The following is a 15,038-nucleotide window of genomic DNA, read 5'->3' as shown; positions in this document are numbered from 1 at the left end:
GCGCACCTTTTGGTCTCCCGCGCTGAAATATGGTGGTGCCGGCGGGTAAACTTGTTGCATCTTTCGAGCTGACGAACTGCGTGTCCTTTCCCGCTTTGGCGCACTTTTCGCTGCTGTTCCCGGCAGCACACTCCCCCTTTCCCTGTTGCTTTATTACACATTTTTATTAAAAGCTGAGTCTTAGAGGCTATTAGTTGTGTGAATGTCTCATCTCCTCTGTGCGAGCAAAAATAACTTGTGATTAACATCACATTTTCAAAACAAATGATGGCAATAAAAGTGTGATTTATATCACCATATTGGCTGTTTTTAGCTTAAAAATTCTTCGCTGTGGTTTTCTTACACCCTAATAATGTGATGTACATCAACAAATACACCCCAGTGATGGGGGGTTTAGTGTGATGTTTATCACATTTATGGGGTGAGCTACGCGTGAGTAAAGGAGCATGCTAGAGTTTGTTTTGCATACAGCGTGTTTGTATTCGATAACACCGGCGGGTTTTGCGGAACTGCCTCAACAAAACAATGATATCGCGCTCTTATTGTTAGCGCGTACCAATAGGGGTGTTTTATGTTTTCACCAGACGCAAAGGTCAGAATTCAAAATTTTGGCCGATTCCTCAGTAACATGGTTATGCCCAATATCGGCGCATTTATTGCCTGGGGTATTATCACCGCACTGTTTATTCCAACAGGTTGGTTACCGAATGAAACGTTAGCCAAAATGGTGGGGCCGATGATCACCTACCTGTTACCGCTGCTGATCGGTTTTACCGGTGGCCGCTTGGTAGGGGGTGATCGTGGTGGTGTGGTGGGTGCGATTACCACCATGGGGGTTATCGTTGGTGCGGATATGCCAATGTTCCTCGGTGCAATGATTGTCGGCCCACTAGGTGGCTGGGCAATCAAACACTTTGACCGTTGGGTTGAAGGTAAAATTAAAAGCGGCTTTGAGATGCTGGTTAACAACTTCTCAGCCGGTATTATCGGTATGTTGTTGGCTATTTTGGCCTTTATGGCGATTGGCCCATTGGTTGAAATATTGTCTCATGTGCTGTCGAAAGGCGTGCATATCATGGTGCAGAATAACCTGCTGCCATTGACATCAATCTTCGTTGAGCCAGCCAAAATCCTGTTCCTCAATAACGCCATCAACCACGGTATCTTCTCACCGCTGGGTATCCAGCAGGCCACTGAAACCGGTAAGTCTATCTTCTTCCTGATCGAAGCTAACCCAGGCCCAGGTTTGGGGGTATTGATGGCTTATATGTTCTTCGGCAAAGGTAATGCCAAACAATCTGCTGGCGGCGCGGCTATCATCCACTTCTTCGGTGGTATCCACGAAATCTATTTCCCATACGTTCTGATGAACCCACGCTTATTGCTGGCGGTGATTCTGGGTGGTATGACCGGTGTGTTCACACTGACTCTGCTGAATGGCGGTTTGGTCTCACCAGCATCTCCGGGTTCTATCCTGGCGGTATTGGCGATGACACCGAAAGGCGCATATTTTGCCAACATTGCTGCAGTAACGGCGGCTTTTGCTGTGTCATTCGTGGTGTCAGCTATCTTGCTGAAAACTTCTAAAGTGAAAGATGACGACGAAGACAGTTTGGAAGATGCGACCCGTCGTATGCAAGACATGAAAGCACAATCTAAAGGCGCACAAGCCGCCAATGCAGCCGCTGCTGCTGGCGATTTGAGCACTGTGCGTAAAATCATCGTAGCCTGTGATGCTGGTATGGGTTCTAGTGCGATGGGGGCCGGGGTGTTGCGTAAGAAAGTACAGGATGCGGGTTTGAAGTACATCTCGGTAACAAACTGCGCTATCAACAACTTACCAGAAGATGTCGATTTAGTTATCACGCACCGTGATTTGACCGAGCGAGCTATGCGCCATGCACCACAAGCACAGCATATTTCGCTGACTAACTTCTTAGACAGCCAGTTGTACAACAACCTGACCGCACGTTTGGTTGAAGCCAGTGAGGCCGCTGCAACAGCGCAGAAAGTGATTGAAACGCTGGATGATAGCTTTGAACCATCTGAAGCCAACCTGTTCCGACTGGGCGCAGAGAATGTCTTCCTTAATCAACATGCGACCACCAAAGAGCAAGCCATTCGCTTTGCCGGTGAGCAGTTAGTGGCAGGCGGTTATGTCGAGCCAGAATATGTTGAAGCTATGTTGGAACGTGAAAAACTGACCTCCACTTATCTGGGCGAATCTATCGCCGTGCCACACGGCACCATTGAAGCCAAAGATCGTGTACTGAAAACGGGCGTGGTGTTCTGCCAATATCCTGCAGGTGTGCGTTTTGGTGAGGAAGAAGATGAAGTGGCTCGTCTGGTCATTGGTATTGCTGCCCGTAATAATGAGCATATTCAGGTGATTACTAGCCTGACCAATGCGTTGGATGATGATTCAGTCATTGAGCGTTTAAGCAAAACGACTAACGTACAAGAAGTGCTGGACTTGCTCGGCGGTAAAAAATAACTGGGGGAAAGTAACCCAGTCATCACTGAATAGGGCCATTGGGAGTAAATGGCCCTTTTACAGCAAAAGGTAAAAAACATGAAAGCATTACATTTTGGCGCAGGTAATATTGGCCGGGGCTTCATTGGTAAACTTCTTGCTGATGCCGGTGCGCAACTCACTTTCGCAGATGTGAATCAGCCGCTGTTGGATGAGCTGAATAAGCGGCAGAGTTATCAGGTCAATGTGGTGGGTGAGCAAGCGCGGGTTGAAGAAGTGAAAAATGTTAGCGCAGTCAACAGTGGTAGCCCGGAAGTGGTGGCACTGATTGCCGATGCTGATATTGTCACCACCGCGGTTGGCCCACAAATTCTGGCCCGCATTGCTGGCACCGTGGCGCAAGGTTTGATTGCCCGTCATCAACAAGGTAATACCCGCCCGCTGAATATTATTGCTTGTGAGAATATGGTGCGTGGCACCAGCCAGTTAAAACAGCATGTTTTCGCTGCTTTGCCAGAGAATGAGCAAGCATGGGTGGAGCAACATGTGGGTTTTGTTGATTCTGCGGTAGACCGCATTGTGCCGCCATCGGAGGCGGGCAGTACGGATATTCTGGCTGTAACAGTAGAAACATTCAGCGAATGGATTGTTGATGGCACCCAGTTTAAAGGGCCGCCGCCACAAATCGCCGGGATGGAACTGACGGATAATTTGATGGCTTTTGTGGAGCGCAAACTCTTCACTCTGAATACCGGGCATGCTATTACGGCCTATTTGGGCCAGTTGGCCGGTCACCAAACTATTCGTGATGCCATCTTAGACCCAGCTGTCCGCCAGACCGTGAAGGGCGCAATGGAAGAGAGCGGTGCGGTGCTGATTAAACGCTATGCTTTTGATCCACAAAAACATGCGGCTTATATCAATAAAATTCTCTCCCGGTTCGAAAATCCTTACTTGCATGATGATGTTGAGCGTGTTGGCCGCCAGCCGCTGCGTAAACTGAGTGCCGGTGACCGTTTGATCAAACCGCTGCTGGGGACACTGGAATATCAGTTGCCGCACCATAATCTGGTGACCGGCATCGCGGCCGCAATGAGTTATCGCAGTGAGCAGGATCCGCAAGTACAGGAATTGGTTGAGTTACTGGCGAAATTGGGGCCGAAAGCCACCCTTGCTCAAATTTCCGGTCTACCAGCTGATAGCGAGGTTGTGGAACAGGCGGTGAGTGTGTATAACGCCATGCAGGACAAGCTGACGCACTGATTTCGTTTTGTTATAAACGAGTTTGCGTTAGGTGATAAATACCGTGTCAGATTGCGCGGTATTTATCCTTTCGTAGCCTGATAATCAGCAACCACCCCAGTGACAAACGATGATTGAGAAAACACAGGCATTTGAGAATCGGGTACTTGAACATCTGAACGCGGGAAAGACCGTTCGGAGTTTCTTGATGGCTGCTGTCGAATTATTGGCCGAGGCGTTGAACATTCTCGTGGTGCAGGTTTTTCGTAAAGATGACTATGCGGTGAAATATGCCGTGGAGCCATTGTTGGTGGGGGATGGGCCGTTGGGGGAGTTATCTGTACGGCTGAAGTTGGTTTATGCCTTGGGGGTGATTACCCGCCATGAATATGAAGATGCTGAGCTATTAATGGCGCTGCGCGAAGAACTCAACCATGATGGCACCGAGTATCGTTTTACTGATGACGAAATCCTCGGGCCATTTGGTGAATTGCATTGTGTGGCTGAGCTGCCGCCAGTGCCAACATTCCTTCGCCCGGATGAGGCCGATGCTTCGCTGATTGCTATGCAACGCCAGCGTTATCAGCAAATGGTGCGCTCAACTATGGTGCTGTCGATAACTGAATTGCTCTCCCGCATCAGTCAGAAACAAGTCTCCAAGCTCTCTCCACTTGGCCATGCCTGAATTACGCCATCGCGCTCAGCCATTCATCAGCCAACAACCACAATGCGGTTATTGCCATTAAACCGCCCATCACGCCATTAAATAGCCGTAACTTCCAATTAACGCGCAGTGCATGACGCAACTGGTCGCCCATTACCGCCCACACCGCCACACAAGGCAGATTTAATAAAGCGAAGCCGCTCATAATCATCAGTGTGTGGCTCAGTGTTGCGCCCTCACGTGGGGTAAATAAGATGGCGACATTCATTGCCATCAACCAAGCTTTGGGGTTAACCGCTTGGAATAAAGCCCCCTGAATGAATCCCATCGGGTGTTCGCTATCTCGGGCATTGGGGGTGCCGGAATTAAAAATCTTCCAAGATAACCACAGTAGATAGCCGCCACCCAATGTGACTAATGGCAGGCGAACCACCCCCACCCAGCTGAGAACCAAGGCGAGCAATGTGGTCATTAACGCGCATTGCAGCGCACAACCAAAAGTAATTCCCAACATCATCGGGAAAGTTCGACGCAAACCAAAATTGACGCCAGAAGCGGCCAATAGCAGGTTATTCGGGCCGGGGGTTATCGACATAACGGTAACGTAACTGATAAAAGCACTGTCCAGCATGAGAATTTTCCTGAGTCTATTGTTATGTGTGTTGCCAAGAGATTCAGCATAAACATCAATCCGGGGTGGCGTCAGAAGCAGAAGTTATCTATTGTTATGGGTACAGTTTGCATGGAGCAAAACTGTACCCATCCATCTTGTGGAGAACTGTCACCATGGCCCTTGTTATGAATGAAATCCGCTACTTACAAGTGGCCGACAATTTGGCACAAGCCATTAAAAATGGCAGTCTCCCGGCGGGTAGCCGCCTGCCTTCGGTGCGGGGATGCGCGCAGAGCCATCAGGTGAGCATCAATACCGTGGTGGCCGCGTATCGCACCTTGGAAGACCGAGGTCTGATTGAGGCCCGTCCGCAGTCGGGTTTTTATGTCTGTAGCCCGTCCACCGCCGTGGTGCCAACTGCCACTGTGGGTAAGCCGGTGGATGAAGTGCTGGATTTGATTGATACGGTGTTTGCAGCACAACAAAACCCGCGCTTTACCAATATCTCGCTGGCCTGCCCGCAGACCGGCGACTTTTATCCCAGTGCCAAGCTGGGCCGTATCATGGCTTCCTTGCTACGCCGTGAGCCACAATTAATCAGTCAATATTCTTTGCCGCCCGGTAGCCTGCGTCTGCGCCAGCAAATCGCCCGCCGCGCCATGACGTTAGGGATGTTGGCCAGCCCGACGGATATCACCATTACCCATGGGTGTATGGAGGCGCTGCAATTGGCGCTACGGGTGACCACCAAACCGGGGGATTGTGTCGGCCTGGAGTCGCCGACTTATTTCTATTTGATGCCCTTATTGGCAAGCCTCGGGTTAAAAGCAGTGGAGATTCCCACGGACCCACAGCAGGGTATCTCATTGGATGTATTGGCATTGTTGCTTGAAGAAGGGCGTCTGAATGCATTGATTGCTATGCCGACGGTGCAGAATCCTTTGGGCTATACCATGCCACTTGCCGCGAAAAAACGATTGGCGCAGCTGATGAACGATCATCAAGTACCACTGATTGAAGATGGGTTATATGCCGAAATTCAATTTGGCTCGACTCTATCACCGGCAGTTAAAGCTTTTGATCGTGACGGTTGGGTGCTGTTTTGCTCCAGCTTTACTAAAACATTAGCCCCGGATTTCCGTGTTGGCTGGATTGACGGTGGGCGCTTTGCAGAAGCATTGCACAAGCTCAAAGCCGTTTCTTCAATGGCAGAACCGGTGCTGTTGTCCGAAACATTGGCGCTATTTCTTGAATCCGGTGGCTATGACCACCATTTACGCAGCTTGCGCCGCCGCTATGCACAACAAGTCCAGCAAGCTCAACAACTGATTACCCGCTATTTCCCGCGGGGAACCACAGTGACACAGCCGGCTGGTGGGTTTGTCTTTTGGGTGGAATTCCCTGCTAGCGTCGATACCGTTGCACTGTTCCATCAATTGTTGCAAGAGCAGATTTGCCTGACACCGGGGACGCTTTATTCACCCAGTGGCCGTTATCGCCATGCATTCCGCCTATCCTGCTGTTATCCATTCAATAGCCGCTATACCGGGGCATTGGAGCGGCTGGGAGCGGTTGCCTGTGAAATTAGCGGCTTGCCCGCGGGAATGTCGTGGCAACCGGTGCAGGAGGCTACTGCCGAAAGAGATGCATCCTGATACACTATCCATCTTGATGCACAATCAGTGCTATCCTATCTCCAACTTTAGCGAAATATCGTGCCCATAGCGGCATGTACGGGCCAATACTATGAAAGAACATGCAGAAATCAAGCGCCTCAGCGACATGCTGGATGCGTTGAACCACAAAGATCCTATTGTTATTCAGCAGGGGAATGTGGATTTAATCGCGCAGCATATGAAAGAAAAAGAGAAGCTGGCGGCTGAAATTCAGCGTTTGAAAGAAGTGCGGGTTAAAAACCTGAGTGCTGAAGCCCAGAAACTGGCTCAACTGCCCTTTAGCCGCGCCATTACCAAGAAAGAGCAAGCTGATATGGGCTCTTTGAAGAAAGCGGCGCGCGGTATTGTGGTGGTTCACCCAATGACGGCATTAGGCCGCGAGATGGGCCTGAAAGAAGTGACCGGTTACGCCAAAAAAGCATTCTGATGACTGCTTCTGAGCAACCCAGGTGCGCGGTACTTGCCGCCACCTGGTTTGTTTTTGTCGGTTTATCATTCAAAAGAGTGCTGGCGATGTTTAACCATTAATCACGTCTTGGTAGCTTGCTATTCCCCAGTAAACGTCGATTAAAGTCCTCAATTTTCCCTTCTGCAATCCGCGTCAACATGGTTTTGCTCCAACTGGCTGATAGCCCGGATACCGCTAATAAGCGGCGATACTGTTCTTCATCGAACGGCATATGCCAAGCAATGGCGATGGCTTCAGAGACGGAGATATCGCTAGTCCGCGCTAGCAGTGTTAAAGAATGGCTTTCACTGACTTTGCCGGGTGAAATCACCCGATACAGCCAACCGCAGTAGCCGGTTTGCTGCATCAACACTGACATATCCTCAATGGCAAAATGGAAGTTAAGTTTGTAGCAAGGTGAGCGCGGTTGCGTCACCTGAATGATGGCATCCCCCCAGTGATAGATATCCCCCATAAATACATTTTTCTCGGTCATGCCGAGGGTGGATAGGTTTTCACCATAAGCCGGGGGCGAGAAAACATCAGCCTGTTCAGGGAATTGCTGTGCCCAGTGAGTGTAATGCTCGCGGGGATAATGACATAACGCCCGATCCGGGCCGCCGTGAAAGCGCGTTTCGGCCTGTTCATCACCCTCCAGACCCAACGCTGTGAGCATAATGCCCCCCTGAACCTGACGTTTGCCAATGGCGCTGGGGGAGCTGCCGCTGTAAGGCTCAATTTTGCCGATATAAACCTGTGGATATTTCATCTGCTCTCTTTGCCTATGTTCAGGGGGGAGCTCAGAATACCCTGCCTAAGGGCAGGGTTCCAAGGTTTAACGGCGAATCAGAACGTTTCCCAATTATCCTGCTGAGTGATGCGATTAGCCTCTGTGGCCGGGCGTGGTGATGTTGCACGCGGGGGGGGGCTATGACTTTGCGCGGGTTCAGTTTCTGTTTCTGACAGCCGGAATACAGCCACGGCTTGCGCCAATAAGATAGCTTGCTCCGCTAATGAGTCGGCGGCGGCGGCGGACTCTTCCACCAATGCGGCATTCTGTTGAGTGGTGCTGTCCATTTCCGAAATAGCCTGGCTGACCTGAGTGATACCCCGGCTTTGTTCATCAGAGGCCGAGGCAATTTCTGCCATGATATCGCGCACATGAGTCACGGAGCGGACAATATCTTCCATGGTTTGGCCCGCATTTTGTACCAGCGATGTCCCGGCATTCACTTGAGATACTGACTCGCCAATCAACCCCTCAATTTCTTTCGCTGCTTGCGCACTGCGTTGTGCCAGATTACGCACTTCGCTTGCCACCACGGCAAAACCACGGCCTTGCTCACCGGCGCGAGCTGCTTCAACTGCGGCATTCAGTGCCAAAATATTGGTCTGGAAAGCAATGCTGTTAATCACTGAGGTGATTTCAGAAATCCGTCGAGAGCTACCCGAAATATCATTCATGGTGCGCACCACATCATTAACCAGCTTGCCACCTTGTTGTGCGGTTTGTGATGCCTCCGTTGCCAGTTGATTAGCGTGATGGGCATTATCGGCATTTTGTTTCACCGTGGCATTTAACTGCTCCATACTGGCCGCGGTTTCTTCTACGGCCGCTGCTTGTTGTTCGGTGCGGGATGATAAATCAGTATTACCGGCGGCAATCTCGCCGGAGGCATGAGACACCTGACTGACACCAATGCGGATTTCATCAATCATCGCGCGCAGATTTTCATTCATTCGGGCCACCGCATTCATCAGCAAGCCCAATTCATCAGTACGGGTTGAGGTGGTTGCTGCGGTTAAATCACCAGTGGCAATGCGCTCGGCCATCGCCAGCGTAGTGCGCAGTGGCACGGTGATCTGGCGGGTCATGCGCCATGAAATCAGCAGACCAAAGAGTAGCGCCGCGATGGCTGAAATAGTTAACTGCAATTGCGCGTTATTGATTTCGTCGTGGGTGCCTTGTAGCTCTTGGGTGAACAGATAGGTTGCCAACTTATTCAATTCATTGGCATTGGCTTCCATCACTTTACCGACTTCCAGCTCTTGCTGATAAGCCGGTAAATAAGCCAATACATTATCTTTATAGATGTGAAGGCTGGAGATAACCGGGGCTAATAGTTTTTGCTGCTCGGCTGATAACACTGGCATGAAAGCATTTGCGGCGCTGTTAGCAATATTGATCGAAGTTATTAATGAAGATTCTGCATCTTGGTTGCGATCCAGCAATAAACCACGCGCGTTATAGCGCACAGTCATTAATTTTTGGTTCATTTCAGCCAGTAGAATCTGGGTGTTGGTATCCGCGCCCTCATTGAGCAAGCTTTGTTGTAATTCATTGAGGTTCTTCTGAGTTTCAGAGATATTCCAACTTTTGCGTACGTCGTCCTTATGAGCGACTGCGTTGACAAAATTAGTCTGTTGTTGCAGATATTCTTCTACTACATCGGCAATATTACTGATCGTTTTGTGGTTGCTTTTTGACCAGTTAAGCTCGTCGCTTTGAGACAGCAAGGTTTTTATCTTGTTGATATGCTCAGAATTTTCTTTGATGTATTTCAAATCATAAGTGCGTTCATATAGCGCGCGGTTATATTTTGCCTGATTGGCTTCATCATTAATTTTGTAGCTTAAATCGACTTTATAAGCATGTTCTTCAATAGCGGAGAAATGATATGCGGTGGTACCTGCGATAATGCCAACCAACAACAACATCAGGAAAAAGCTTAATCCGAGCTTTTTACCGACTTTCATGTTTTCAAAGTGACCAAAAACTTTGCTAAATCCTGCCATGTTCTTCTCCGTTATGCGGTGTTTTTGCTGCAAATCAATCAGCGTAGGTGAGTTTGGGGAGGTCTAGTTATTAGAGGATTTCGGGGAACTGGCGGTATGTGGGGCAGCCTTGGCAAGAGTGCTTTTCCCAAACGTTTTTGTGACAACATTCATGCCATCAATGCCATCAATGCCATCAATGCCAGCAACCTTCTTGTACAATCTATCGGCAGGTATTGACTAAACTTTAACAATAAAAAATGCCAGCAAGGCGGCCTTGCTGGCATTATTAATGATACTTCTGCGAGTTTTCGCTAATTATTTCGCTTGGGCGAAACGTGCTGCTGCTTCGTCCCAGTTGACCACGTTCCAGAATGCTTTGATGTAGTCTGGGCGGCGGTTTTGGAATTTCAGATAGTAAGCATGTTCCCACACATCTAGGCCAATAATTGGGAAGCCAGATGCGCCAGAAACGGCTTCACCCATCAGCGGGCTGTCTTGGTTAGCTGTAGAAACAACCGCCAGTTTGCCGTCGTCTTTCAGTACCAGCCATGCCCAACCTGAGCCGAAACGCGTTGCCGCAGCTTGTTCAAATTTTTCTTTGAAGCTGTCAACGCTGCCGAAATCGCGCTCAATAGCGGCTTTCAGATCACCGGCCAGAGTGGTGCCCAATTTCAGGCCTTTCCAGAACAGGCTGTGGTTAGCGTGGCCGCCGGCATTGTTGCGCATGAAAGTGCGTTTTTCAGCTGGAACTTTGTCCAGATCTTTGATCAGCTCTTCAACACTCAGTTTAGCCAGCTCAGGGAAGCTCTCCAACACCGTGTTTGCATTGTTAACATAGGTTTGGTGGTGTTTGGTGTGATGGATTTCCATCGTCTGCTTATCGAAATGGGGTTCCAGGGCGTCATAAGCATAAGGCAGGGATGGCAGTGAGTAACTCATAATCATCGTCTCCGTAGGTGTAGGGCGGCACAAAAAAAGTAAGCGCCGCGTAAGCATTCGGATCATTATAGTTAATTAAATGATATTGAAAATGATTATCAATGCCGTACTAATTGTGTGGTCTTTTATTCGCTAATCCGCTGCGGATGGGTGTAAACCGTTGCTCTGCCGGGCTTGCTGAAGCCAATCAAGGTGAGATTACAGCGCTCGGCGACGGCAACTGCTAAGGTTGTTGCAGCAGAAACTGCAAATAAAATCTCGGCTCCGCACATGGCGGTTTTCTGTACCATTTCATAGCTGGCCCGGCTGGAAACCAGCACCGCACCTTGTTGCCACGGCTGCTTGGCCCGCACCCCAAGTAATTTATCCAGGGCCACGTGGCGGCCAACATCTTCACAACCGCCCAATAATTCACCTTGTGGATTAATCCACGCCGCAGCATGGGTGCATCCCGTCAATTGACCGACCGTTTGTACTTGTTTGAGCTGTGCAAGTGCACTATCCAATTGATTTAAATTAAATGTTTGGGTGAACGGCAGTGGCGTGATAGGCCGGAAAATATCATCCAGTTGCTCAATACCGCAAACACCACATCCGGTGCGGCCTGCCATGGCGCGGCGGCGTTCTTTCAAACCGGCAAAACGGCGGCTGGATAACTCAATGTTAACTTCAATGCCATTACAGTTGGGGGTGACATCAATGGCGTAGATTTCTTGTGGTGCGCTAATAATGCCTTCTGACAGTGAAAATCCCAGTGCAAAAGCCGCCAAATCTTTGGGTGTGGCCATCATGACCACATGAGAAATGCCGTTGTACACCAAGGCAACCGGCACTTCTTCTGCCAGCCAATCCAATTGCGGCTCGGCCAGGTGATGGCGCTGTAGCACGTTGAGTTGCTTGGCGCCGCAGATTTCGGTGGTGAAGTCAATTTCTGAAGGTTTGATCTGGCTCACTATGCGGTCCTGAAAGTTATAATCCATAATCACAATGTGGTAACATTCACATTAAGAATAGTGTGGCTTTATTCCGTTATTAGAAATGTATCCCACACTGAAAAGCTGGATATCGCGTCAGCGATTTTAACGCCTCCCATTTCGTTGAGGGAAGTGTGAACTGAAATAATGTGACAATGAACGAAGGAGAGACCCATGCAGGTCAGCAGAAGGCAGTTCTTTAAGATCTGCGCTGGCGGTATGGCGGGAACCACGGTCGCGGCACTCGGCTTTACGCCGTCGGTGGCGCTGGCGGAAACGCGCAATTATAAATTGCTGCGCGCCCGTGAGACGCGGAATACCTGCACATATTGCTCTGTCGGTTGTGGGCTGTTGATGTACAGCCTTGGCGACGGTGCGAAAAACGCCAAAGAAAGTATTTTCCACATTGAAGGGGATCCGGATCATCCGGTAAACCGTGGGGCACTTTGTCCAAAAGGTGCGGGGCTGGTGGACTTTATCCACAGCGAAAGTCGCCTGAAATACCCAGAATATCGGGCACCGGGTTCTGATAAATGGCAGAGAATCACTTGGAATGATGCATTTGACCGCATTGCCAAGCTGATGAAAGCAGACCGGGACGCCAACTTCATTAAGACCAATGACGCCGGTGTTACCGTCAACCGTTGGCTGAGTACCGGTATGCTGTGTGCTTCGGCATCCAGTAATGAAACGGGTTATTTGACCCAGAAATTTAGTCGCGCTCTCGGCATGCTTGCCGTAGACAACCAAGCACGTGTCTGACACGGACCAACGGTAGCAAGTCTTGCTCCAACATTTGGTCGCGGTGCGATGACCAACCACTGGGTTGATATCAAGAACGCAGACTTAATTATCGTCATGGGCGGTAATGCGGCAGAAGCGCATCCGGTGGGGTTCCGCTGGGCGATGGAAGCCAAAATCCACAACAATGCCAAATTGCTGGTGATAGACCCACGCTTTACCCGTACTGCATCGGTGGCTGACTTCTATACGCCAATCCGCTCCGGTACTGATATTGCGTTCCTGTCCGGCGTGTTGTTGTATCTGATGACCAACGAAAAAATTAACCGCGAATACGTCGAGGCCTATACCAACGCCAGCCTGCTGGTGCGGGAAGATTTTACCTTCGATGATGGTTTGTTCAGTGGTTATGATGCCGAAAATCGCAAATACGATAAAACCACCTGGAATTACCAGTTGGATGAGAACGGCTTTGCCAAACGCGATGTCACGCTGCAAGACCCGCGCTGTGTGTGGAACTTGCTGAAAGAGCACGTCAGCCGTTACACGCCAGATGTGGTTGCCAACATTTGCGGTACGCCAAAAGAAGATTTCTTGCAGGTTTGCGAATATCTCGCCGAAACCAGTGTGTCCAATAAAACCGCCTCGTTCCTGTACGCGTTGGGCTGGACACAGCACTCTGTCGGCGCACAGAACATCCGTACTATGGCGATGATCCAGTTGCTGCTCGGCAATATGGGGATGGCGGGCGGCGGCATTAATGCTTTGCGCGGCCACTCTAATATTCAGGGCTTAACTGACCTCGGCTTGCTATCACAAAGCTTGCCGGGCTACCTGAGTCTGCCGTCAGAGAAACAGCCGGATATTGATACTTACCTGAAAGCCAACACGCCGAAAACCCTGTTACCGGGCCAGGTTAACTACTGGAGTAATTATCCGAAATTCTTCGTCAGTCTGATGAAAAGTTTCTATGGTGATAAAGCCCAGAAAGAGAATGGTTGGGGCTACGACTGGTTGCCGAAGTGGGATAAAGGTTACGACGTATTGCAGTATTTCGAGATGATGTCGCAGGGCAAAGTGAATGGCTATATTTGCCAGGGCTTTAACCCGGTCGCGTCATTCCCGAATAAAAATAAAGTCGTCGCGTCACTGTCGAAACTGAAGTTCTTGGTCACTATTGATCCGCTCAATACTGAAACGGCGAATTTCTGGCAAAACCACGGTGAATTTAACGATGTCGACCCATCGACAATTCAAACCGAAGTGTTCCGTTTGCCATCCAGTTGTTTTGCTGAAGAAAATGGCTCAATTGTTAACTCCAGCCGCTGGCTGCAATGGCACTGGAAAGGCGCTGATTCACCGGGTGAAGCACTGAATGATGGTGCTATCTTGGCGGGTATCTTTAGTCGTCTGCGTGATATGTATCGCCGGGATGGTGGTGCAGTGCCAGAGCAGGTGCTTAATATGACTTGGGATTATCTGACGCCAGATAACCCAGAGCCAGAAGAAGTGGCGCAGGAAAGCAATGGTAAAGCACTGGCTGATATCACTGACGCCGAGGGCAAAGTTCTGGTCAAAAAAGGCGAGCAACTCAGCACCTTTGCTCATCTGCGTGATGACGGCACCACTGCCAGCGGTTGCTGGATTTTCGCCGGTAGCTGGACTCCCGCGGGCAACCAGATGGCACGGCGTGATAACGCTGACCCATCCGGCCTGGGCAATACGCTGGGCTGGGCCTGGGCATGGCCGCTGAACCGCCGCATTCTGTACAACCGTGCATCTGCTGACCCACAAGGTAAACCTTGGGATCCGAAACGCCAGTTGTTGGAGTGGGATGGTAGCAAATGGACGGGCGTGGATGTTGCTGACTACAGCGCAGCAGCACCGGGCAGTGATGTCGGGCCGTTTATCATGCAACCTGAAGGCATGGGCCGTCTGTTTGCCATCGACAAAATGGCCGAAGGGCCGTTCCCGGAACACTATGAGCCATTCGAAACGCCGTTGGGAACTAACCCACTGCATCCGAATGTGATATCCAACCCGGCCGCTCGTGTCTTTAAAGACGACTTGGCCGCGATGGGTTCTCATGAGCAGTTCCCGTATGTCGGCACCACTTATCGCCTGACCGAGCATTTCCACTACTGGACTAAGCATGCGCTGCTCAATGCTATCGCCCAGCCGGAACAGTTTGTGGAAATTGGCGAAAAACTGGCCGCTAAGAAGGGCATTAAGCAGGGCGATACCGTGAAAGTTAGCTCCAACCGTGGCTATATCAAGGCCAAGGCGGTGGTGACTAAACGTATTCGTACGCTGAATGTTCATGGGCAAGAGGTTGACACCATTGGTATTCCGATTCACTGGGGTTACGAAGGGGTGGCGAAAAAAGGCTTCCTGGCCAATACCCTAACGCCGTTTGTCGGTGATGCTAATACGCAAACGCCAGAGTTTAAGGCGTTCTTGGTCAATGTGGAAAAGGTGTAACGGAGAGAA

At 50.1% G+C, this 15,038-nt stretch carries 11 protein-coding genes; 6 read left to right on the top strand and 5 right to left on the bottom strand.

The features are described from left to right. The first annotated feature begins 571 nt into the window (after positions 1-571). From D5F51_RS21790 to D5F51_RS21780, 3 genes are all read left to right on the top strand, one after another. Positions 572-2,494 (top strand): PTS mannitol transporter subunit IICBA, encoded by a 1,923-nt coding sequence (locus D5F51_RS21790; RefSeq protein ID WP_025376448.1) that lies wholly within the window; start codon positions 572-574, stop codon positions 2,492-2,494. 78 nt (positions 2,495-2,572) lie between these two features. Beyond that, the gene (locus tag D5F51_RS21785) at positions 2,573-3,736 is read left to right on the top strand and encodes a mannitol-1-phosphate 5-dehydrogenase (protein ID WP_129199035.1); all 1,164 of its coding nucleotides are present in this window, start codon (positions 2,573-2,575) and stop codon (positions 3,734-3,736) included. A 109-nt stretch (positions 3,737-3,845) separates the two neighbouring features. Beyond that, complete coding sequence (locus tag D5F51_RS21780) at positions 3,846-4,400, top strand: MltR family transcriptional regulator (RefSeq protein WP_019212698.1); 555 nt, start codon at positions 3,846-3,848, stop codon at positions 4,398-4,400. Position 4,401: 1 nt separating this feature from the next. On the opposite strand, the gene D5F51_RS21775 is transcribed toward D5F51_RS21780, so the two are convergent. Continuing rightward, complete coding sequence (locus D5F51_RS21775) at positions 4,402-5,010, bottom strand: LysE family translocator (protein WP_025376450.1); 609 nt, start codon at positions 5,008-5,010, stop codon at positions 4,402-4,404. A 155-nt stretch (positions 5,011-5,165) separates the two neighbouring features. On the opposite strand from D5F51_RS21775, the gene D5F51_RS21770 reads away from it, so the two are divergent. Both D5F51_RS21770 and D5F51_RS21765 read left to right on the top strand, forming a co-directional pair. Further along, positions 5,166-6,647, top strand: a complete 1,482-nt coding sequence (locus D5F51_RS21770) for an aminotransferase-like domain-containing protein (RefSeq protein ID WP_129199033.1) — start codon at positions 5,166-5,168, stop codon at positions 6,645-6,647. Positions 6,648-6,738: 91 nt separating this feature from the next. Beyond that, complete coding sequence (locus D5F51_RS21765; protein ID WP_025376452.1) at positions 6,739-7,095, top strand: YibL family ribosome-associated protein; 357 nt, start codon at positions 6,739-6,741, stop codon at positions 7,093-7,095. A gap of 97 nt (positions 7,096-7,192) precedes the next feature. On the opposite strand, the gene yiiM is transcribed toward D5F51_RS21765, so the two are convergent. The 4 genes from yiiM to fdhD all read right to left on the bottom strand — a co-directional run bounded on the left by yiiM (position 7,193) and on the right by fdhD (position 11,813). After that, positions 7,193-7,885 (bottom strand): 6-hydroxyaminopurine reductase, encoded by a 693-nt coding sequence (gene yiiM / locus D5F51_RS21760; protein WP_129199031.1) that lies wholly within the window; start codon positions 7,883-7,885, stop codon positions 7,193-7,195. A 77-nt stretch (positions 7,886-7,962) separates the two neighbouring features. After that, positions 7,963-9,912 carry a methyl-accepting chemotaxis protein gene (locus D5F51_RS21755; RefSeq protein ID WP_129199029.1) on the bottom strand — a complete coding sequence of 650 codons (1,950 nt, stop codon included), beginning with the start codon at positions 9,910-9,912 and terminating at the stop codon, positions 7,963-7,965. 297 nt (positions 9,913-10,209) lie between these two features. Then, on the bottom strand, positions 10,210-10,833 hold the full coding sequence (sodA, locus tag D5F51_RS21750; RefSeq protein ID WP_025376454.1) for a superoxide dismutase [Mn]: 624 nt from the start codon (positions 10,831-10,833) through the stop codon (positions 10,210-10,212). A 125-nt stretch (positions 10,834-10,958) separates the two neighbouring features. Next, a complete protein-coding gene (gene fdhD, locus D5F51_RS21745; RefSeq protein ID WP_162301812.1) occupies positions 10,959-11,813 on the bottom strand; it encodes a formate dehydrogenase accessory sulfurtransferase FdhD in 855 nt (284 codons plus the stop codon). Positions 11,814-11,981: 168 nt separating this feature from the next. Between fdhD and fdnG the strand changes: the two genes are divergently transcribed. After that, entirely contained in the window at positions 11,982-15,029 is a 3,048-nt protein-coding gene (gene fdnG, locus D5F51_RS21735) for a formate dehydrogenase-N subunit alpha (protein ID WP_145507532.1), read from the top strand. The last annotated feature ends 9 nt before the right edge of the window (positions 15,030-15,038 follow it).

It is taken from the genome of Yersinia hibernica, assembly GCF_004124235.1.
In the GTDB taxonomy this organism is placed as follows: Bacteria; Pseudomonadota; Gammaproteobacteria; order Enterobacterales; family Enterobacteriaceae; genus Yersinia; species Yersinia hibernica.
This window is presented reverse-complemented; position numbering and strand designations above follow the sequence as displayed.